Source organism: Streptomyces sp. NPDC057287, from assembly GCF_042667905.1.
GTDB lineage: Bacteria > Actinomycetota > Actinomycetes > Streptomycetales > Streptomycetaceae > Streptomyces.
Map to the genome: position 1 here is coordinate 57,440 of NZ_JBHUYV010000021.1, position 19,708 is coordinate 77,147.

At 68.0% G+C, this 19,708-nt stretch carries 15 protein-coding genes and 3 pseudogenes; 10 read left to right on the forward strand and 8 right to left on the reverse strand.

Annotated features, from left to right (window positions below):
* Positions 1 to 11: 11 nt before the first annotated feature.
* Positions 12 to 134 (forward strand): annotated as a pseudogene (locus ACFUNE_RS31570) (IS5/IS1182 family transposase); the annotation flags it as partial.
* Positions 135 to 757: 623 nt separating this feature from the next.
* Here the strand turns inward: ACFUNE_RS31570 and ACFUNE_RS31575 are convergent.
* Positions 758 to 1,150, reverse strand: a complete 393-nt coding sequence (locus ACFUNE_RS31575; protein ID WP_383575088.1) for a hypothetical protein — start codon at positions 1,148 to 1,150, stop codon at positions 758 to 760.
* A gap of 1,239 nt (positions 1,151 to 2,389) precedes the next feature.
* Between ACFUNE_RS31575 and mihF the strand changes: the two genes are divergently transcribed.
* Complete coding sequence (mihF, locus tag ACFUNE_RS31580; RefSeq protein WP_383575090.1) at positions 2,390 to 2,704, forward strand: integration host factor, actinobacterial type; 315 nt, start codon at positions 2,390 to 2,392, stop codon at positions 2,702 to 2,704.
* Between the two features lie 701 nt (positions 2,705 to 3,405).
* Here mihF and ACFUNE_RS31585 read toward each other — a convergent pair.
* On the reverse strand, positions 3,406 to 4,065 hold the full coding sequence (locus tag ACFUNE_RS31585; RefSeq protein ID WP_383575092.1) for a ScbR family autoregulator-binding transcription factor: 660 nt from the start codon (positions 4,063 to 4,065) through the stop codon (positions 3,406 to 3,408).
* Positions 4,066 to 4,608: 543 nt separating this feature from the next.
* Between ACFUNE_RS31585 and ACFUNE_RS31590 the strand changes: the two genes are divergently transcribed.
* Entirely contained in the window at positions 4,609 to 5,289 is a 681-nt protein-coding gene (locus ACFUNE_RS31590; RefSeq protein WP_383575094.1) for an HAD family hydrolase, read from the forward strand.
* 44 nt (positions 5,290 to 5,333) lie between these two features.
* Here the strand turns inward: ACFUNE_RS31590 and ACFUNE_RS31595 are convergent.
* The 5 genes and pseudogenes from ACFUNE_RS31595 to ACFUNE_RS31615 all read right to left on the reverse strand — a co-directional run.
* Positions 5,334 to 5,502: pseudogene (locus tag ACFUNE_RS31595) on the reverse strand (DAK2 domain-containing protein); the annotation flags it as partial.
* Between the two features lie 136 nt (positions 5,503 to 5,638).
* Positions 5,639 to 8,101 (reverse strand): family 78 glycoside hydrolase catalytic domain, encoded by a 2,463-nt coding sequence (locus tag ACFUNE_RS31600; protein ID WP_383575096.1) that lies wholly within the window; start codon positions 8,099 to 8,101, stop codon positions 5,639 to 5,641.
* A 181-nt stretch (positions 8,102 to 8,282) separates the two neighbouring features.
* A complete protein-coding gene (locus ACFUNE_RS31605; RefSeq protein WP_383575098.1) occupies positions 8,283 to 9,191 on the reverse strand; it encodes a carbohydrate ABC transporter permease in 909 nt (302 codons plus the stop codon).
* A gap of 5 nt (positions 9,192 to 9,196) precedes the next feature.
* Positions 9,197 to 10,081, reverse strand: coding sequence for a carbohydrate ABC transporter permease (locus ACFUNE_RS31610; RefSeq protein WP_383575100.1), 885 nt, complete (start codon positions 10,079 to 10,081; stop codon positions 9,197 to 9,199).
* Between the two features lie 111 nt (positions 10,082 to 10,192).
* Positions 10,193 to 11,509 carry an ABC transporter substrate-binding protein gene (locus ACFUNE_RS31615; RefSeq protein ID WP_383575102.1) on the reverse strand — a complete coding sequence of 439 codons (1,317 nt, stop codon included), beginning with the start codon at positions 11,507 to 11,509 and terminating at the stop codon, positions 10,193 to 10,195.
* Between the two features lie 286 nt (positions 11,510 to 11,795).
* Between ACFUNE_RS31615 and ACFUNE_RS31620 the strand changes: the two genes are divergently transcribed.
* Together ACFUNE_RS31620 and ACFUNE_RS31625 are read left to right on the forward strand one after the other, a co-directional pair.
* A complete protein-coding gene (locus tag ACFUNE_RS31620; protein ID WP_383575104.1) occupies positions 11,796 to 12,809 on the forward strand; it encodes a LacI family DNA-binding transcriptional regulator in 1,014 nt (337 codons plus the stop codon).
* 120 nt (positions 12,810 to 12,929) lie between these two features.
* Positions 12,930 to 13,121: pseudogene (locus ACFUNE_RS31625) on the forward strand (substrate-binding domain-containing protein); the annotation flags it as partial.
* 339 nt (positions 13,122 to 13,460) lie between these two features.
* Here ACFUNE_RS31625 and ACFUNE_RS31630 read toward each other — a convergent pair.
* Entirely contained in the window at positions 13,461 to 14,390 is a 930-nt protein-coding gene (locus ACFUNE_RS31630; protein WP_383575106.1) for a LysR family transcriptional regulator, read from the reverse strand.
* Positions 14,391 to 14,516: 126 nt separating this feature from the next.
* Between ACFUNE_RS31630 and ACFUNE_RS31635 the strand changes: the two genes are divergently transcribed.
* From ACFUNE_RS31635 to ACFUNE_RS31655, 5 genes are read left to right on the forward strand one after another with little or no spacing between them, the layout of a single operon-like run.
* On the forward strand, positions 14,517 to 15,515 hold the full coding sequence (locus tag ACFUNE_RS31635) for a fumarylacetoacetate hydrolase family protein (protein ID WP_383575108.1): 999 nt from the start codon (positions 14,517 to 14,519) through the stop codon (positions 15,513 to 15,515).
* Positions 15,512 to 16,474: a cyclase family protein gene (locus ACFUNE_RS31640; RefSeq protein ID WP_383575110.1), complete on the forward strand. Its 963-nt coding sequence runs from the start codon at positions 15,512 to 15,514 to the stop codon at positions 16,472 to 16,474. The genes ACFUNE_RS31635 and ACFUNE_RS31640 overlap by 4 nt, the downstream gene beginning before the upstream one ends.
* A gap of 22 nt (positions 16,475 to 16,496) precedes the next feature.
* Positions 16,497 to 17,627: an FAD-dependent oxidoreductase gene (locus ACFUNE_RS31645; RefSeq protein ID WP_383575112.1), complete on the forward strand. Its 1,131-nt coding sequence runs from the start codon at positions 16,497 to 16,499 to the stop codon at positions 17,625 to 17,627.
* The gene (locus ACFUNE_RS31650; RefSeq protein WP_383575114.1) at positions 17,624 to 18,622 is read left to right on the forward strand and encodes an amidohydrolase family protein; all 999 of its coding nucleotides are present in this window, start codon (positions 17,624 to 17,626) and stop codon (positions 18,620 to 18,622) included. Before ACFUNE_RS31645 ends, ACFUNE_RS31650 begins: the two co-directional genes overlap by 4 nt.
* Positions 18,623 to 18,643: 21 nt before the next feature.
* Positions 18,644 to 19,582: a VOC family protein gene (locus ACFUNE_RS31655; RefSeq protein ID WP_383575116.1), complete on the forward strand. Its 939-nt coding sequence runs from the start codon at positions 18,644 to 18,646 to the stop codon at positions 19,580 to 19,582.
* Positions 19,583 to 19,708 lie beyond the last annotated feature (126 nt).

The following is a 19,708-nucleotide window of genomic DNA, read 5'->3' on the forward strand; positions in this document are numbered from 1 at the left end:
AAGTGGCCGAGAGGGGCGAGCAGGCCATGGCCACCTTCAAAAGCTGCCGCCTTCTGCGGAGGCTCCGCTGCAGCACCAACCGGATCACCGACATCCTGAAGACCGTTCTCGCCCTTCACCACGCCTCAACCTGAGGTTGGAAGAGGCTCTCTGTCTGCCCACGAAGCCAGCCAGGGGGTGAAAGCGAACGGTCACTCATGAGACCGGATCATGGCATGCCGTTGTGGGCGCTGCTGTCCCGGCATCTGCGGCACCTCCGCGTCGGAATACGGCACCTGCGGAACAAGTGCACTCCGCCAATACCGCTCAAAACCCTGGGGCCCTGTTTGGAGTGCTACGACGGCAGGCCCGCCGACCCAGCCACCTACACCACTCCCCCGGCCGAGCATCTTCTCGCCGCCTGACCCGAGCGGTGCACCGACGGCCACAGCACCGGCACGTGGCCGCCCTGCTTTCCCCGTCACTCGTTTCAAAATCAGAAGAGAGACCAACATGCGCCGTCCCGGTGCCCTCGCCGCGCTGCTCGGCCTGACCCACGCCCAATGCCCGGGACATCTGGCGCCGCCACGGCCGCCGCGCGGCCCGCGCCTCCCCACGCAACCCCGGCCACCACACCGGCACCTGCGCGACTTGCCGCCGCGCCGTGCCGCTCTTCGGACAGCGACGTCGCCGCCATCGTCGAGCTCGGCGGTGAGCTGGAGCTCCCACCTACCCCTAACGGACGCTTCAGGGGGCGGTCATCCCAGAAGCTGCGCGGTCAGCGACGCCGGCCGCCGCCTATGCGGCGGTCGTCGGCCAGTGCGGTAAGCGGGCCGAACTCGCGGGCAAGCTCGTTCCAGGTCAAAACCTCGCCACAGCGGGCCGGGAACTCCTTCGCGTTGAACTCGGGCATCGTCCAGGTGCCAGTGCCCCGGTCCCGCAGCCACAGGTCCCCGTCACCGTCGACCACAGTCGGCGGGACCGGTACGGGCTCGGCCTCATCGGTGGGCTCCCAGGTGATCCGGCCCGGGTGGGAAACGCGGCGCAGCTCAGTGGTGGCCAGCCGCGCGGCCAGGTCACGGGTGGACTCTTCGGCGTCCTTGACCGACGCCAGTCGGAACGCGTCGTCAAGCACGGGCAGGGCTGGATTCTTGCTGCGCTTCGAACTCATACGCTGACTACCTCCGGTGGGGGGCGTCACATCCGTTATGGCACCCCGTAGAGGGACACGGTATCCGAGGCGGGAGCCGGGCCGACCACGACCACTGTCCAGACGGAGGTGCTGGCACACCGGACGGTGGGGCTGTGAGCTGCTCCTGGACGGGGTAGCGCTCAGATATGGCGACCCGGGTCTGAGAAGGTGAGGCCTACCCGGCCGCAAGTCTCCCGGACCCCGACCGCCTGGCTGCGATCGAGAACTGCGCCGTGGACGACGACACCAGGTGGCTGACCGAGCAGCCCGCGACCGCCCGGGCCCCGGCTGGAGAAACTCAAGGATCGGATCGATGACGGCGACAGCCCGATGAGCAACAGCTACGTCGCCAGTGCCATCGGCCACGCCCGCCGGACCCTCGAAACCACCGACGACGCCCCCCGCAACGTGCCTCGGACGCCGTGATCGAGGGCAGCTCCAGCCGACCCGGCTGGGGCTGCCCGCTCCCGACGAAAAGACCACCCGATGAACTCCCCGCACCTCCCGGCCGGCCCCCTGTGCATCCTGGTCCGGCCGCCTGACTACGGCCGGCCCACTCTCGCCGCCCGCTCGCCCGACAGCTAGCACGTGCAACTCACCACCTCCGCGAGCTCGCAACGGACTCCAGGATAGACCGATCCGCAACACCAGTCGCCATCGACATCCAAAACCTGCATCTGAAGACCAGACCCCCCGGCCACGGACAACGATCGTCGACTCCACCAACCTCGAGACGCGGGTCCGGACGGATCTGCTCGCCCGCGCACGCCGCCGGCAGCGCCCCTGCGTAAAAGTCCTCTTCGACGTTGCGCTGCATGCGGTGAAGGCCCCCAACGCCAGCCGAGAGCGAGTCGTGCGCCCCCACGTAGTACGCAAGCTCCACGGGGGGCGCCCACCGCTGAGCAACCGCACGACACTGCGGTGCATCTGATCTCCGACCTCATCACCGCGTCCACGGACCGACCCCGGATGACTACTCTCGGTTCCCGCGACCAGCGGGTCGCCACCACACCCGAGACCACGTGGGGCAACGCAGTTGTTCGACATCGCCTCACCTCACCAGAGACCGCCCACGCCGGCCGGAGACCCAGTACTGGCTGAAGAGGACGGCCAGTCGGTCATACGCCCGCCTCGTGGGGGCACTAGACAAGGCACCAGACCAACCGCGTGTCGACGGTGATTCCGCGTCCGGATACGAGATGCACAGGAGCAATGCTCATGACCCTGCCCAAGTTGACAGCCGAGGCCCGAAACAGCGCGTTGAAGAAGGCTGTCGCTATGAGACAAGAGCGCGCCGCGCTACTCGTCGACGTCAAAAACCGCAAGGTGACGCTGCATGACGTCCTGAGACGGGACGATCCCGTCGTTGCCAGGACGCCCGTCCGCCGCCTCCTGGAGGCGTTGCCTGGCATCGGGAAGATCCGTGCTGGCCAAATCCTCAACGAATTCGGCATCTCAGAGACCCGCCGTATTCAGGGTCTCGGAACCCGCCAGCGGGAGCGTCTGCTCGCTCTCTTCCCGGCTGACGCCTGATTGTTCCGTCAAAGCCTGGCCCGGCTACTTGCCGCGCACGCCCTCGTGTCCGCGCTGCCGAGTTCCGCCGGTACGGCGCCTTCCACACCGCCCGCTCCCGCACCGACCTCGTCCGGATGTACGCCACAGCGGTGGGCGCCGACTACCGGGGACCATCCCGTGACACGCTCGTGTCTCCCAAACCGATGCGTCGGGGTGCCCCGCAGCAGTTCCAGACGTGCACAGCTCCCTCGCGGCCAAGAACCTCGATGAGCTCCCCGTCCGGCGCCCAGGCCAGGGCGGCGGCGGGACCGCCTGTGAGCCGGAGCATCTGCAGCGTTCTGCGGCCCGTCGTCCTCAGATCCGCAGTAGGCGACGCGGTCCGGCGCTGCCGCTCACGACGGCGAAGCGGCGGATGACACACTGACCCGGTGTCCGCAACTGCTCGCACGCAAGCAACCATCCATCCGGGCGGGGAGCGACACTGAGCTCGACGGTGGAAGCATCCTTCGTCTGACCTGACTGAGCGCCCCGCCAGCGCCCGTACTAGCCACACGACTGCGCCCTACCCCTGAAACAGGATGACATGGATGGCAGCGTCGAGACGAGGAGCTCCGCCTCTGGGAGCTTGCTGGCGCTGCTTCCGTGCCCTCGTCGATGTCATCCACTCTGCGCCTGTGTCGGGGAGCGTCGACGTCGCGGCCGAGGAGCGCGGGGCCTGGTCAGCCATGGCGCGGAACCAGGTCCTCCGGCGCGGCAGGAATCCGCCCCCGGGCACGCGCGAGCAGAACGGCCGGCTCCGGCTCCACCTGTAGAGCTTTGAGCATGATCAGCCACCATTGGTCCAGCCGCTCCGCCCAGTTCCGGCTGCTCGGCGCCTCCTCGCTCAGCATGCAGAGGCCGAAGAAGGAGTGAACGAGCGTCACGGCCGCGGTCGATGGCGCGATCCCGTCCGCCAGCTCACCTCGTGTGCGGGCCTGGGCAAGAAGGCGGGTGACGGCCAGGACCCAGCCGTCGAACGGTGTGGGTACGGGGGACTTCATGGTGCGGCGTTCCGCCCAGAGACGCGCGCCCGCGCGCGCCACGACGTCCTCGCTGAGAGACCGTGCGACACCGAAGCTGAGTACGACCAGCTTCTCCAGCGGGGGGATGCCGGGCGCGGAGTAGGGGGCCCCGAGTTGTGGCCAGGTGGCGAACTGCTCATGGATCACCGCGAGTGCCAGCTTCTCCTTGCTGGAGTAATGGAAATAGATCGCTCCGCTCGTTTTTCCGGAGTGATCACTTATGTCATTGACACTTGTTCCCGCATATCCTCGTTCGATAAATAGATGCGCTGCCGATTCGAGCAGCTCCTTGCGGGTGGCGCGGGCCCTGTCTTGCACTTCAGTTCCACTTTCGTTCAGATGTTCCAACGGTCGCGATGGGGAGAGCTGACACCTCTGCACTTAAGGCCCGACCACAGCGCACGGAAGATCCTATTATTCTTCGACCGCGCACACTTTGCATTGACTTCCGCAAACTCACCGGCTGCTATGCAGAAACGTTTCACGGAAAGCCCGAACTTCGCCCCGCCGGTACGGCGTCGACACCCTGGAGACCCTTCCCCACCAGGCAAGTTGCCTGCTCCCCAAAGAGCAGTCCGCGCCGCGGGAGGAGGAGGCCACCATCTCCCTCGAGGATATTCACGTCACTCGAAATGGTGATTGCGGAGCCCGGAAGGGCCAAATTAACGTAACACCTACGATGTTTCAGATTCAGCCAGGCGGGAGGATCGCGCCTCCTGACAGGCCGGAAACGTCACGTGGCACATGAGTGGTTCGGCGACCACGCACACTTCCGCCTCATTTCTCCGAATGGATGACCCATCCAGGCACCCGTCTGCGCCCGTGCCGCCGGTCGGCGCAGCCTCTGAGAACGGCAGTCACATGACAGTTCACCCCGTACTTTCCTGGTCCCCGTCCGCCATCGTCTTCGACTGCGACGGGACCCTGATGGACACAGAGCGGCACTGGCAGGAGGCCCGGAATGTCACGTTCCGCGCGTTTGGGGTCAAACCGCCGACCGGCTTCGCCGACCGAGCCAAGGGCGTGCACTTCACCGAGTGCGGGGCGCTCATGGCCGAGGAAGCCGGAAAGCCGGACCTCGTGGACGACTTCACGGACACGCTCCTCAGCACCTTCACCGCGCTGGTCGACCAGGATCCCGTCACCATGCCCGGAGCCGCCACACTGGTCCGGCTAGCTGTCGGCCGCATCCCTCTCGCCGTGGCGAGCAACTGCCCCAGGACGATGGTGGAGTCATGCCTCGGGCGAGCTGGGCTCCTCCGTTTCTTCGACCACGTCGTGGTCGCCGACGAGGTGCTACGGCCAAAGCCGGAGCCCGATCTCTACAGGGAAGCCGCACGTCTCTGCGGCGTACCGCCCGAGCAGACCCTGGCCGTGGAGGATTCGCTCACCGGCATGCAGTCCGCACGGCGGGCAGGTCTCCGCGTCATCGGGATCGGAGCGTGCCCGCAGGGCATGGAGGCGGAGCAGGCCGATCTGTGGGTCAGGAGTCTCGCCGAGGACGAGCTGTTGTCATGGGCCAAGCACCGGATCCGCGCGTAGAGCGGCTCTGCCAACAACGCCGGGCCCTGGCCTTGTTAGGGCGGTCAGCCGATGGTCACGTGGTGCGCCAGCGTGTCCACGGTTCCGCGGGCTGATACGAAGAGCGGGGCGACGCCGACTGCCCCGGGGTCCGGGACACCCGTCACCCTTTGACCCAGATAGCTCTCCCGGGCCTCTGCGTGCCGTCAAGGACGCCGTGTCCCGCACCCCCTGTCAGGCGGCCCTCTCCGCTGGATAGCAGCCATCAATGACGGGGATACAAAATGCCCACAAAGCGACTTCTCAAACCGGGATGACCGGGCGCAGGGAATATCTGCACCCGGCCATCCGGGGTGAGCGAGGTGATTTTTCAGGCAGCAGCGCCGATAATCTTCGCAGTGTCGATGACGTGTTCACCCGGTTGCAGGGTGACCGGCTCGCACCCAGGCAGCTCGACAATGGCACGGCAGCCTTCGGGGACTGTGCAGCGGGCCGTCATACCGGTGGCAGTCAGTTCCCAGGACAGGGATGCGTTCCCGTAGGGCGTTTCGTGGTGCGTGCGGGCCCAGTTGATGCCGCCGCCGGGCCGTGGACGGAAGGTGATTTCGCGGTAGCCGGGGGCTGTGGCAGTGATGCCGCCGACGACGCGGTGCAGCCAGTCGGCGACGGCCCCCAGGGCGTAGTGGTTGAAGGAGGTCATCCCGCCGGGGTTGAGGCTGCCGTCGGGGCGCAGACTGTCCCAGCGTTCCCAGATGGTGGTGGCGCCCTGGGTCACGGTGTAGAGCCATGAGGGACTGTCAGTCTGCAGGAGTAGTCGGTAGGCCACGTCCAGGTGGCCGGTGTCGGTAAGTGCGTCGCAGATGAGTGGAGTCCCGACGAAGCCGGTGGCGATCCGGGCCTCGTCCGCGAGGACGAGCTCGGCGAGCCTGTCCCCCGCGCTGTGCTTCTGTTGAGGGGTGAGCAGGCCGAAGGTGATTCCCAGGGCGTAGGCGGTGGGGCTGTCGCTGGTCATGCGGCCGGACGGCATGACGTACTGACGGCGGAAGGCGTCGCTCACTTCATCGGCCAGGGCAAAGTACCGTGCGGCCTCGGCGTCGTCTCCCAACTCGGCTGCGGAGAGCGCGAGGTGGCGAGCGGAGTGGGCGAAGTACGCGGTGGCGACGAGGTATCGGTCGGTGCGGCCGGCCGCGGGGTCCTCGGGTGGAGCGGCGGGGTCGAGCCAGTCACCCAGCTGGAAGCCGGTGTCCCACACGCGGCTCGGTCCCGCAAGGCGTTCCACGAGGTCGACCCACCTCTTGGCCATGGGGTAATGGCGGAGGAGGAGGTCGCTGTCGCCGAAGCGCTGGTAAAGGGTCCAGGGCGTGAGTGTGGCGACGTCTCCCCAGGCCGCACCGGGCTGGACAGGCGTCCACATCGGCTTGCCCGGGATGACGGGTACGTACCAGGGGACGGTGCCGTCGGGGAGTTGTTCGAGAGCGACGTCGGTGAGCCAGGAGTCGAGCATGCCGGAGCAGTCGTAGAGGTAGCCGGCGGTCGGGGCGAAGACCTGGATGTCTCCGGTCCAGCCGAGGCGTTCGTCGCGCTGCGGGCAGTCGGTGGGGATGTCCACGAAGTTGCCGCGCATGCTCCAGACGACGTTCTCGTGCAGACGGTTGACGAGTGCGTCGCTGCACTCGAACCAGCCGGTGCGGCGCATGTCCGTGTGGTGTACGCGGGCGGTCACCTTGTCCGGCGTCAGTTCGCCGTGCCAGCCCGTGACTTCCGCGTAGCGGAAACCGTGCAGCGTGAAGCGGGGTTCCCAGGTGAGCGGTCCACTCCCGGAGAGGACCAGGGTGTCGGTGGCGTACGCCTCGCGCAGGGGGCGGGTGGCGAGTTCGCCCTCCTGAAGCACTTCGGCGTGGCGGAGAGTGATGGTGGTGCCGGCCGGGCCCTCGGCCGTGACGCGGAGGCGTCCGACGAGGTTCTGCCCGAAGTCGAGGAGGTGCCGGCCGTCCTCGGTGCGGGTGACGGAAACCGGAGTGATCTCCTCGGTGCAGCGCACCGGTGGCCCCGTCGGTGCGACGAGGGTTGCGGGGTCGCGACGGCCGGTTCGTGCGGATGTCCACTCTTCGGATGCGGCGCGGGACGGTGTGCACCAGGCCGGGTCGTGCAGCCGTGCGTCGAACGTCTCACCTTCGTAGAGACCACTGGTCAGGATCGGGCCTGGGGCGGCGCTCCAGGTGCCGTCCGTGGCGACGACGAGTGTGGTGCCGTCGCGGTACCTCACTTCCAGTTGGGCGATGAGTGCCTGATCGGTGCCGTAGATGTTGCGGGTGCCACCGTCGAAGCCGTACTTGCCGCGGTACCAGCCGTCACCGAGCCAGGCGCCGATGGTGTTGGCGCCCTCAGTGAGGTGGCCGGTGACGTCGTGGGTGCGGTAGCGCAGCCGGTGCGGGTAGACCGTCCAGCCAGGGGCCAGGGTCTCGTCGCCGACACGGCGGCCGTTGATCTCCGCCTCGTACAGGCCGTGCGCCGAGACGTACAGACGGGCGTGGGCGAGGGGGCGGTCGAGCTCGAAATCCTTGATGACCCGCGCCGGACGGCGCTCCGCCTCCGGGTCCTCGTCCCATCCGGCGCCCACGGGGACCGCCAGCCAGTCGGCGGGGTCCAAGAGGCCGGCTTCGATGGCTCGGGGTTCGCTCCACGCCGACGGGCCGTCGGCGTTCGTGGTCCAGATGCGGACTCGGACTGTCGCGCTTTCCCGGGAGGCGAGGGGCTGACCGGGCCAGGGAACCAGCACCTGGCCTTCGTCGTCGACGCGTCCTGTTCGGCGGACCGTACCTGAGCGGTCCACTTCCAGTTCATAAGCCCATTGCCGGCCGGCATCCGGTGGAAGTGTCCAGGTGAGGCGGGGTGTGGCGACTCCGACGCCGAGACCGTCCGGAAGGTGCTCGACGGATACCGGGGAGGGCTGAGGGGGGAGCACAGGGGGCCTTTCTCGCACGTGCGGGAGTGAGCTCGGTAAGGGGTGGGGGTCAGCCCTTGACCGCTCCCGAGGTGAGGCCCTTCATGACCTTCTGGTTGAGGAAGAGGTAGATCAGGAGGGTGCCGAACACGTTGATGCAGATGGCTGCGAACAGGGGACCGTACTGGGTCGCGCCGAAGTCACCGGTGAAGTTGAGCAGGCCGACCTGAATGGTGCGCAGGTCCTGGTCGTTGGTGAAGGTCAACGCGATGAGCAGGTCGTTCCAGATGAAGAGGAACTGGACCAGACCGACCGTGAGCAGGGCGTTGCGGACCAGGGGCACGCTGATGGTCCAGAAGGCGCGCAGGATGCCGGCGCCGTCGATGGTGGCGGCCTCGAAGAGTTCGCGGGGCACGGTGCGGTAGTACGTGGCCATCATGAAGACGGTCAGCGGGAGGCCGGTGCCGGTGTAGGTGAGGATCAGCGGCCACAGGGTGCCGGACAGGCCGGTCTGGAAGTACACGGTGAACAGTGGCAGGAGGATCATCTGCGGGGGCACCATCATGCCGGCGAGGAAGACCAGCAGGGTGAGGCTGCGGCCCTTCCACACCATGATCTGCAGGGCGAATCCTGCGGCCGTTCCCAGGAGCAGCATGAGCGCCAGGGCCGGCAGGACGGCCAGCAGGCTGTTCTGGACGTAGAGTCCCAGGTGGCCGGTGGTCCAGGCCTCGGAGTAGTTGCCCCACTGCCACGTCGTCGGCAGGCTCCAGGTGGAGTTGTTGAGGTAGTCGTCGTTGGATTTCAGGGACGTCAGGAACATCCAGAGCAGCGGGTAGATCTCGACGACCAGCAGCAGGGCGACGACGATCTTCACCCACAGCCGGCGCGGTGCTCGGGCCCGACGGACCGGCCCGGCAGCTGCGGAGGGTCCTCGTCGCCGGCGACCCGCGGAGGTCTTCACAGGTGTGTCGATGGCCATGGCGCTCAGCCCTCCGTGAGGTCGCGCTGCGAGACGCGGTGGACGACCAGGCTCACCAGCAGGCAGACCGCGGTCAGCAGCAGAGCGATGGTGCTGCCGTAGCCGTAGTCGCTGTAGGTGAACGAGGTCTGGAACATGTACAGGGTCAGAGGTGTGGTGCCACTGCCGGGGCCGCCGTTGGTGAGGGCGACGACGGAGTCGAAGACCTTCAGGGTGCCGTTGATGCTGAAGATGAGGGACGACATCAGCACCGGCAGGGAGAGCGGCAGCACGATGTGCCGTATCAGCCGGAGCCCCGAGGCTCCGTCCAGGCGGGCCGATTCGAGGACCTCGTCGGGGATGTCGACCAGGCCGGCGAAGAGCAGGACGGCGTAGAAGCCCATGGAGCGCCAGATGTCCATGACGATCAGGACCCAGAAGGCGCTTCCCGCGCTTCCGAAGAAGTCGATGGAGTCGATGCCGGCCGCGTTGAGCAGTGAGTTGACCGGGCCGGTCTGCGGGGCGACCTGGAAGAACTTCTGGAACAGCAGGCCCACGGCGACCGTGGGCAGCACGACGGGGAAGAAGGCCAGGGTGCGGATGAGCGGCGAGGACTTCTTCAGGAAGAAGACGTACAGCAGGGCCAGCAGATAGCCGGCGACGACCTGTCCCACCGTCACGACAGCGCCGTACTTGAGAGTGAACCAGAGAGCGTCCCGTGCGGCATCGTCGGAGAACAGGCGCTGGAAGTTGTCCAGCCCGTTACCGGTGAAGCCGTCGATGGTGTTGCCCTTGGTGAAGGAGTAGCCGAGCGACCACACCATCGGGACGAGCATGATCAGGGAATACACGAGGAGAGCGGGACCGAGCAGGATCAGGATGGCCCTGCGGTCACCGAGGACGCGGTGCATGAGTGGTGTCCACTTCGTTTCCGTTGAAGAGACCTGCCGTACGGGACCGGGGCGGCACACCAGGGGTGCGGGGTGTGCGAGGAGGAGGCCAGGTGGGCCGCCCCCGGTCGGTCAATGGGCGGTCAGGGCGTCCTGCACGGTCTGCATGTACTCCTGCGGGGTCATGCTGCCGCTGACCAGGGATGCGGCGTTGGTCTGGCTGATCGTGGTGGCCTTCGTGCTGAAGAGGGCCTCGAACCACAACACGTTCTGCTTGGACGCGCCGATGGTCTCCCTGACCTGCGTGGTGACCTCGTTGGCGTCCCTGACGTCGTCGTTGACCTTGAAGCCGGAGATCGCACCCTGCCCCTCGAGCACGGTCGCGCCGTAGTTCCTGGCGATGCAGGCGGTCCAGTCACCCGTCCTGCCGTCGAAGGACTTCCTCGCAAGGGTGATGCCCAGACCCACGTTGGAGGGGTACTGGCCGATCCCACCCTTCCCTCCGGCCACTGCGGGGAAGGGCATGAACCCGACGTTCTCGGCGCCGATCTTGTTCTGCTCGGCGTCGGAGATGTTGCTCAGCGCCCAGCTGCCCATGTAGAACATGGCGGCCTTGCCGCTGAGGAACTGGTTCATCGCCGTGTCGTAGTCGATGGAGCCGAGGCCCTTGCCGAAGTAGCCCTTCTTGCCGAGCTCGGCGACTTCCTCGGCGGCCTTGACGTACTCGGGTTCGGTCAGCGCGGCCTTGCCCTCGGCGACCTTCTCGAGCGCGTCGGGGCCGAGGCTGCGGTAGAGGTACCCGCTGATGAGACGAGTGAGGGGCCAGCCCTGCTGTCCGGAAGCGGAGAACGGCTGCACGCCCTTGCTCTCGAGCTTCGCGGAGGCGTCGACCAGCGCATCCCAGGTGGCAGGCTCGGAGAGGCCGTTCTCGCTGAACAGCTTCTTGTTGTAGAAGATGCCCTCGATGTTGTACTCGTACGGCAGCACCGCCAGCTTGCCGTCGTACAGCGCCTTGACCGTCGACACGGCCGCGGGCTCGATCCGGTCCAGGACGCCGAGTTCCTTCAGCTCCTTCTCCAGGTCGACGATCTTCCCGGATCCTTCGAGCTGATTCGTGAGCGCCGGAGCATTGCCGGCGGCGAACTGCACCGGCAATGCGTCCTGACCGGCCAGGAGTTGGAGCTTCTGGTCGAGACTCGCCTGAGGGACCGTCTCGGTCTTCAGCGGCAGCGCCTTGTTTTCCGCCTTGCACGCGCCCTTGGACAGGGTGGTCAGTGCCGTTCTGACGGCGGTGTTCTCCGTGACGCTGAGGTAGCTGAATTCCTTCGGCGTGGACGAGGAACCGGAGTCGCTGCCGCCGCAGGCAGTGGCCAGGAGCGACAGGGAGGCTGCACCGGCGGTGAACAGGCTCAGACGTACGCGGTGGGCACGGGACAGACGAGGGGACACGGAAGACTCCCAGGAAGTATGGAGGGGAGGGCGAGGGCAAGGAGTGGCACGAAGGACAGCGGGCGGGCCTGCCGCGAGGAGAGCGTGTAAAACGTTCTCCATCAAGATTGGGCAACACCCTGCACCTCCCCCACCACCCCGTCAAGACACGGAGACGTAACGCTGACGTATTACGGCGTAATACTTGACGACGCATAGAGTGTTCGGTGTAGACCGTTACACTCACGACTACAGATCCGGAGCACTGACGATGGACCCGGCTGCGACACCCAGGCAGAACAGACGCGTGACCATCACAGACGTCGCCCGGCATGCCGGCGTGTCCACCGCCGCGGTCTCCAAGGTGATGCGCAATGCCTACGGCGTGAGCCCTGCCATGCAGGAGAAAGTCAAGGCTTCGATCGCAGAGCTCGGCTACCGGCCGCATGCGGCGGCCCGCGGCATGCGCGGCAGGACCTACACGATCGGCGTCCTGCTGGACAACGTACGCAACGCCTTCTTCGCCGATATTCTCGACGGCATCCAGGATGAGCTCCGCGACAGCGAGTACACCGTGCTGATCGGCGCAGCAGGATTCTCGGCGGAGGATCAGGCCAAGACCATCCGCTCCATGGTCGACCGCCAGATGGACGGACTGATCCTCATCGCCCCCGGGACCTCCCGCGACGAGGTCCTCGCCACGGCCGCGGTGACGCCGACCGTGGTGCTCGGCCATCACGACGGCTCCGACACCCACGACTCGGTGGTCGACGCCGACGACATCGGGGCGGGCCTGGTCGTCGACCGTCTGGTCTCGCTCGGCCACCGCGACATCGCGCTGGTCTCGGCCCCCGGCACCAAGGCCAACCGCTGGAAGCGCACCCCCGAGATCGTCCTGACCGCCGGTTATCTCGAAGCCATGGAACGGCACGGCCTCGCCGAGCACGCGCAGGTGCTGCACGCGGCGTACTCCGACGAAGGCGGTTTCAAGGCGGGAATGACCCTGCTGACGGGGGAACACCGGCCTTCCGCCGTCATGACCGGCGCCGACGTCGCGGCTCTGGGCATCTACCGCGCGGCCCACGAACTCGGCCTGCGCATCCCCGAGGACCTCTCGCTCGTGGGCTACAACAACACCGCCCTCGCCGCCCTGGCACCCGTGCAGCTCACCAGCGTCGACCAGGCCGGACACACCATGGGCTCCACCGCCGCCCGCATGCTCATCGAGCGGGTGGAAGGCAGACGGGACAGGGCCATGCAGACGACGATGACCCCTCGACTCGTGCAACGCGGCAGTACCGCAGCCCCAGGGAGCCGTTGAACCATGGCCCGGCAGGCGCCCGCAGCCGCTCCCAAGGTGATCCGGGCACCGGAAGGCGGACTGGATTCGGCTACGGTCCGGGACGGCGTCGCGCGCCGCAGGACAGGCATCAAGAACGTCGACCTCGAGTTCGCCGCGCTCGCCGTCGTGCCGCTGACCACGGTGCGGCGGCCGGCTGTCGCCACGGGACGACAGGCCGGCCGCCTCCTCGTCGAGGACACGGCACAGGACGCCGGTCACGAGCACACGCGCGTCGTACTGCAGCCGGAACTGGTCGTACGGCGGTCCACCCTGCCCTCACCGGCGCTGTGAACTCGCGGGCGGGGATCAGGACTGCTCGGAAACATGATGCGGCGGGGCAGCCCCACTGCCAACCGTGAACAGAGCGACAGGAAGCCTGCCCTGAATGCCCGACAGACCACAGTCACGGGAAAGCGGGGCAACGGGAAGCAGGCACGGCGGCACTCCGGAACGCGAGGCGGGAGGGGGATGCGGGGGCGCCCGGTCCGTTGGCCAGGACCTCGGCGCGCGGGGACAGTGACGTGACACGACTATGCGGTCCCCTTGAGCACCTGCCCAGTCCCGCTGCGATCCGATTTTCGGATGCCTCGGATCCATCCCGTGGATTGTGCTCGAGCGCCCCGCGGCCCCTCAGGAGGCCATCGGCTTCTGATCGGCGTCGGCCAGGCGCCTGCCGACCCGGGCAGCCGTCTCTCGCAACCAGATGTGAGCGGCATCGTGCGTGTGCACCGGGTGCCACCACATCGCCTCCTGCAACGGCACCGCCTCGTAGGGAGGCTCCAGTACCCGCACGGCGGCGAGCGGCGTCAGCAGGCGGGCGAGGCGGGCCTGGATCAGGGCGATGCGCCGGGTCCCTGCTACCAGCAACGGCAGCACCTGGAAGCTGTCGACGGAGACCTCCACCCGTGGTTCGATCCCGAGCATGCCGAGTTGGCGTACTGCTGGGGCGTCGTAGGTGCGCTGGTAGGTGACCCACGGCAGCCGGGCCAGGTCCTGCCGGGTGAGCCGGTCCTCCACACTGGGGTGGTCGTCCGCGACGAGGAAGACCCAGCTGTCCTGGTAGAGGTCGGTGGCCGGGAAGTCGCTGACCACTCCGTGCGGCATGAGCAGGCCGTCGGTGGTGCTGAGCAGCGTGGCCGTGTCGTCGACGACCGTGGTCGGTGGCTGGGTGAAGCGCAGGCGGATGCCCGGAGCCTCCTCGTGCACGACCCGGGCGAGCTTGCTGCCGAACACGGCAACTGCATAGTCGGAGGCGATCAGCTTGAACTCGCGGCTCTCTCCCATCGGGTCGAAGTCGGCCTGGCTGGCGAACAGGCGCTCCAGCACGTCGTAGGCGGTGGACGTGCGATCGAGGAGGACCTGCCCGAGGGCGGTGAGTTCGTAGTGGCCGCCCACCCGGGCGAGGAGGTCGTCGTCGAAATGGCGGCGCAGCCGAGCCAGCGCGGCGCTCATGGCGGGCTGACTGAGCCCGACGCGCTGCCCGGCGCGCGTGACGTTGCGCTCCTCCAGGAGAGCACGCAGCGCAACGACGAGATTGAGGTCCAAGCGGGACAGATTCATGGGCTTTCCTCTTGCGATACGACGCCGACCTGGCCGAATAAACAGCATGGATGACACGCATCCACACAATCGATTTCCATGATCGCGGTGGCAGGTCCAGATTAGTCACATCGCAATCAGGAGGACATGTTCGTGAAACCTGCATCCGTCGCGTCCGCACTCTTCGTGGGCCCCTTCGCCCTCACCACGCTCTCGGCCCCGGACGGGCCAGCGTTCCCCGCTCTCGTCACCCCCGACGCCCAGGTGACCGACCTGCGAGCCGCTTTCGGCGACGACCAGCTGACCATCCGGGCTCTCCTGGAAGTCTGGGAGGAGTCCCTCCCCCGGCTGCGGGCACTCGCAGCGGACACAGGCCCGACGAAGCCCCTGGCCGGCTTCCGGGTCCACGCGCCCGTCGAGCCTCGGCAGGTGTTCCAGTCCGGCGCGAACTACCGGCAGCACGTCATCGACCTGCACGTCGCGCACCGCGCCCCGGGCGACGAACGTCCCGAGGAGGAGCGGCGCGCGGAGGCCGCGGAGATCATGGATCGGCGGGCCACGGAAGACCTGCCCTACGTGTTCATCGGCCTGCCGAGCGCGATCACCGGCCCGTACGACGACGTCGTCCTCCCCGCGTGGGCCGAGAAGCCCGACTGGGAGCTGGAGTTGGCTGCCGTGATCGGCCTGCCCGCCTACCAGGTCTCGGTCGAGGAGGCGCTCGACCACGTCGCCGGGTACACGATCGCCAACGACCTCACCGACCGCGCCACCGTCTTCCGCCGCGACATGCCGCAGATCGGCACCGACTGGCTGCGCAGCAAGAACGCCCCCGGCTTCACCCCGCTGGGCCCCTGGATCGTGCCGGCCGAATCAGTCCCGGACACCGGTGACCTGCGGCTCACGCTGAAACTCAACGGCGACACCATGCAGGACGAGTCCACCAAGGACATGATCTTCAACGTGGCACGCATGGTCTCCTACGCGTCACAGTCCGCGCACCTGCTGCCGGGCGACGTCGTGCTGACGGGCAGCCCGGCCGGCAACGGCATGCACTGGGGACGGCTGCTGCGCGACGGGGACGTCATGGAGGGGTCGGTCACCGGCCTCGGCATCCAGCGCACCCGCTGTATCGCGGAGGCGTCATGACCCTCGACCGGACGGACCCCGAGGGCTCGATCGCCGAGGCCGCCAAGGCTTACTCCAACTGGGGCCGCTGGGGCGAGGACGACGTTCTCGGCACTCTCAACTTCCTCGACGAGGCCAAGCGCCGCGAAGCCGCCGCGCTCGTCCGACGGGGCGTGAGCTTCTCCCTCTCCCAGAGCTTCGACATGAACGGCCCGCAGAGAGGCTGGCGCCGGCGCACCAACCCCGTCCACACCATGCTCGACACCGGCACCGACGCCGTCGTCACCGGGCAGGGCTTCCCGCACGGGCTCGGCGGCGCCGACGACGTCATCGCGATGCCGCTGCAGTGCTCCACCCAGTGGGACGGGCTCGGGCACATCTTCGACCACGGCAAGGCGTGGAACGGGCGTCCGGCGGAGAAGGTCGTCACCTCCGAGGGTGACCTGGTCACCGGGATCGAGCACATGGCGCCGCACGTCGCGGGGCGCGGAGTGCTTCTGGACGTCGGCCGTGTGATCGGCGAGGACGGAGAGCTGCCCGACGGGTTCGCGATCACCGGGGAGCACCTCACGGCGACGGCAGAAGCCCAGGGGGTGCGCGTGGGACGCGGGGACATCGTCCTCGTACGTACCGGGCAGCTCGCCCGAGTGCGCCGCGACGGCTGGGGCGAGTACGCCGGCGGTCCGGCTCCCGGCCTGTCTTTCACCGCGACGGGTTGGCTGCACGGCACGGAGATCGCCGCGATCGCGACCGACACCTGGGGCTTCGAGGTTCGGCCCAACGAGTTCGATCACGCCTTCCAGCCGCTGCACCAGGTCGCCATCCCCAGCATGGGCCTGCTGATCGGCGAGATGTGGGACCTCGACGCACTGGCCGAGGACTGCGTGGCGGACGGTGTGTACGAGTTCTCCCTCACCGCCGCTCCCCTTCCCATCACCGGTGCGGTCGGCAGCCCGGTCAACCCGATCGCCGTCAAGTAGCACACGGAGCATAGGAGTTCCCATGAGTCATGCCCGTACTGTCCTGGTGATCGGCGGCGGCGCGGCCGGTAACGCCGTCACCGTCCTGCTGTGCCGGGCCGGCCTCGACGTCGACCTGATCGAGGCGAAGGACGACTGGAACGCCACCGCGGGTTCCGGCATCACCCTCCAGGGCAACGCCCTGCGCGTACTGCGCGAACTGGGGGTGTGGGAGCAAGTGGAGGCATCCGGGTACGGCTTCGGATCCGTCGGCATCACGGCCCCCGACGGCACCGTCCTGCACGCCCAGGACGACATCCGCAGCGGAGGCGACGACCTCCCCGCCACGGTCGGCATGCAGCGCCCCCGGCTCCAGCAGATCCTCATCGACGCGGTCCGTGCGAGCGGAGCCCACGTACGCCTGGGAGTCAAGGCCACCACTCTGGACCAGGACGGTGACGGCGTCACCGCCCGCTTCACCGACGGCACCGAAGGCCGCTACGACCTGGTGATCGCCGCCGACGGCCTCGGCTCCACCACCCGCGCCGCCATCGGCATCACCGCGAAGCCCGAGCCGACCGGCATGGCCATCTGGCGCATCGCCGCCCCGCGTCCGGCCGGCCTCACCCGCACCGACCTCGCCTACGGCGGCCCGGCCCACATCGCCGGGTACTGCCCCACCAGCGAGACGACGCTCTACGCGTATGTCGTCGAGGCCAACCGCGACCGCGCCTCCATCCCGCCCGAGTCGTACGCCGACGAGATGCGCGGCCTGGCCTCCGCCTACGGCGGCTTCTGGCCGGAGATCACCGCGCACATCGCCGACCCCGTCCAGGTCAACTACACCTGGTTCGACCGCATGCTGGTCGAGGGCTCCTGGCACCGCGGCCGGGTCGTCCTCATCGGCGACGCCGCCCACTGCTGTCCGCCCACCCTCGCCCAGGGTGCCGCCCTGTCCCTGGAGGACGCCTGGGTTCTCGCGCAGATGCTGACCGCCTCCGGCAACTGGGACGACTCGCTGCTCCAGGCGTACTACGAGCGCCGGATCACTCGCGTCCGTCCCGTCGTCGAGGCCTCCGTGCAGATCGGGCAGTGGCAGCTCGACGGCGCACGCGACGCCGACGTGCCGGGCCTGATGGGCCGCACCATGACCATGCTCCGGGAGACGCCGTGACCATCCCGACCGTGGATGTGCACGCGCATGTCCTGCTTCCTGAGATCGAGGCGCTCGTGGCCGGCCTCCCGGGACTGGCCGGGGCCAAGGAACTGGACGCCCGGCGCAACGGCCCCGATGCCCTGGCTGTCAGCGGTCCCATGGTTCGCGACTGCGTCCCGCAGATGACTGACGTGACCGTACGACTCGCGGCGATGGATGTTCAGGGCGTGGATGTCCAGCTGGTCAGTCCCTCCCCCTCGCACTACCACTACTGGGCGGACGAGGACACGGCGGAGAAGGTGTACCGGCTCGCCAACGAGGCGACGGCCGCGCACTGCGCCCGGTCGCCCGAACGGCTGCGCGGGCTGGGACTCGTACCCCTCCAGCACCCGAATCTCGTCGTACGCGCCCTCGGCCATGCCCTCGACCAGGGGCTGGCCGGTGTGGAGATCTCCAGCCATGCCCCCGGGCGGGAACTGTCCGACCCTGCGTACGAGCCGTTCTGGTCGCAGGCCGAGGAAGCAGGCGCGCTCATCTTCCTGCACCCCTTCGGGTGCACCCTGGACGAGCGCCTGGACCGGTGGTATCTGTCCAACACGGTCGGCCAGCCCACCGAGAACGCCGTCGCCCTCTCCCACCTCATCTTCTCCGGGGTCCTGGACAGACATCCCGGGCTGAAGCTGATCGCCGCGCACGGCGGCGGCTACCTGCCCACCCACGTCGGCCGCGCAGACCACGCCTGGTCGGCGCGCACCGACGCCGGTGCCGGATGCGCCCACCTGCCCAGCAGCTATCTCAAGAGGATCTACTTCGACTCCCTCGTCCACGACACGCGGGTGCTGACTTCACTGATCGAGGCCGCGGGAGCGGACCGGGTACTGCTCGGTTCGGACTTCCCCTTCGACATGGGCGCCGAGGACCCGGTCGCCGCACTGCGCGCAGCCCGACTGGCCGTGGCCGACTTCGACGCCGTACGCGGTGGCAACGCCGCCGCCCTGCTGCGACTCGCCTGACCTCAACGAGGAGGAACCACCATGAGCGCACGCCTGCTCACCCACCTGCGCCACGTCGACCTGGCGGTGCCGGACTACGACAAGCAGCTCGATTTCTACGCCGGCGTCTGGGGCCTCACCAAGGTCTCCGAGGACTCCGGGATCTCCTTCCTGGCCGCCGAGGGCTCCCCCGAGCAGTACGTCGTACGGCTGCGCAAGGCCGAGGAGAAGCGCCTCGACCTCGTCTCCTACGGCGCCGCGAACCCGGCCGACGTCGACACCCTCGCCGAACGGCTCCTGACCGGCGGCGTACAGCTGATCTCGCAGCCCGGTGCCGTGGACACCCCCGGCGGCGGATACGGCTTCCGCTTCTTCGACGTCGACGGCCGCACCATCGAGGTCTCGGCCGGCGTCCAGGTCCGGCAGCACCGGAAGATCGAGGAGAAGGAGGCCATCCCGGTCAAGCTCTCCCACGTCGTCCTCAACTCCCCCGACCTCAACCGCACTCGCGAGTGGTACGAGCGCCACCTCGGCTTCGCCCTCTCGGACACACTCAGCTCCCCGCACATGGGCGAGGTGATGCACTTCATGCGGATCAGCAACCAGCACCACTCCATGGCCATCGCCCAGGGTCCGCACACCGCCCTGCACCACGTATCCTTCGAGATGCGCGGCATCGACGAGTACATGCGCGGCTCCGGTCGTGTGATGCGGGCCGGCTTCCGCAAGGTCTGGGGTCCCGGACGGCACATGGCGGGCGACAACACCTTCACCTACTTCCTCGACCCTCACGGCAACACCGTCGAGTACACGACGGAGCTGGAGAACCTCGACGAGGACACCTGGCACCCGCACGTCTACGACTTCTCCGAGCCCGAGGTCACCGACCAGTGGGGCACCGCCAACCCCATGAGCGAGATCGTCGCCAGGGAGTCCTTCAACGACCCCGACCGCGGCGTGTTCATCGCCCCGCCCGTCTAGCCAGAAGGGCGCTCGGCCCCGGGGACGCGGCACCGGTGTCCACGCCCTGGCCCACTCGGCCGCGTCCCCGGCCCTCCACCGCAGAACCTCGCCCCCTGTCCCGCACGGCTCCGAGTCAACGACGGC

Excerpts from the sequence above, each read along its gene's own strand:
- mihF (WP_383575090.1), top strand. The coding sequence starts at position 2,390 with ATGACCCTGCCCAAGTTGACAGCCGAGGCCCGAAACAGCGCGTTGAAG.
- ACFUNE_RS31655 (WP_383575116.1), top strand. The coding sequence starts at position 18,644 with ATGAGCGCACGCCTGCTCACCCACCTGCGCCACGTCGACCTGGCGGTG.
- ACFUNE_RS31605 (WP_383575098.1), bottom strand. The coding sequence starts at position 9,191 with ATGGCCATCGACACACCTGTGAAGACCTCCGCGGGTCGCCGGCGACGA.
- ACFUNE_RS31645 (WP_383575112.1), top strand. The coding sequence starts at position 16,497 with ATGAGTCATGCCCGTACTGTCCTGGTGATCGGCGGCGGCGCGGCCGGT.
- ACFUNE_RS31575 (WP_383575088.1), bottom strand. The coding sequence starts at position 1,150 with ATGAGTTCGAAGCGCAGCAAGAATCCAGCCCTGCCCGTGCTTGACGAC.
- ACFUNE_RS31590 (WP_383575094.1), top strand. The coding sequence starts at position 4,609 with ATGACAGTTCACCCCGTACTTTCCTGGTCCCCGTCCGCCATCGTCTTC.
- ACFUNE_RS31640 (WP_383575110.1), top strand. The coding sequence starts at position 15,512 with ATGACCCTCGACCGGACGGACCCCGAGGGCTCGATCGCCGAGGCCGCC.
- ACFUNE_RS31610 (WP_383575100.1), bottom strand. The coding sequence starts at position 10,081 with ATGCACCGCGTCCTCGGTGACCGCAGGGCCATCCTGATCCTGCTCGGT.
- ACFUNE_RS31630 (WP_383575106.1), bottom strand. The coding sequence starts at position 14,390 with ATGAATCTGTCCCGCTTGGACCTCAATCTCGTCGTTGCGCTGCGTGCT.
- ACFUNE_RS31635 (WP_383575108.1), top strand. The coding sequence starts at position 14,517 with ATGTTCGTGAAACCTGCATCCGTCGCGTCCGCACTCTTCGTGGGCCCC.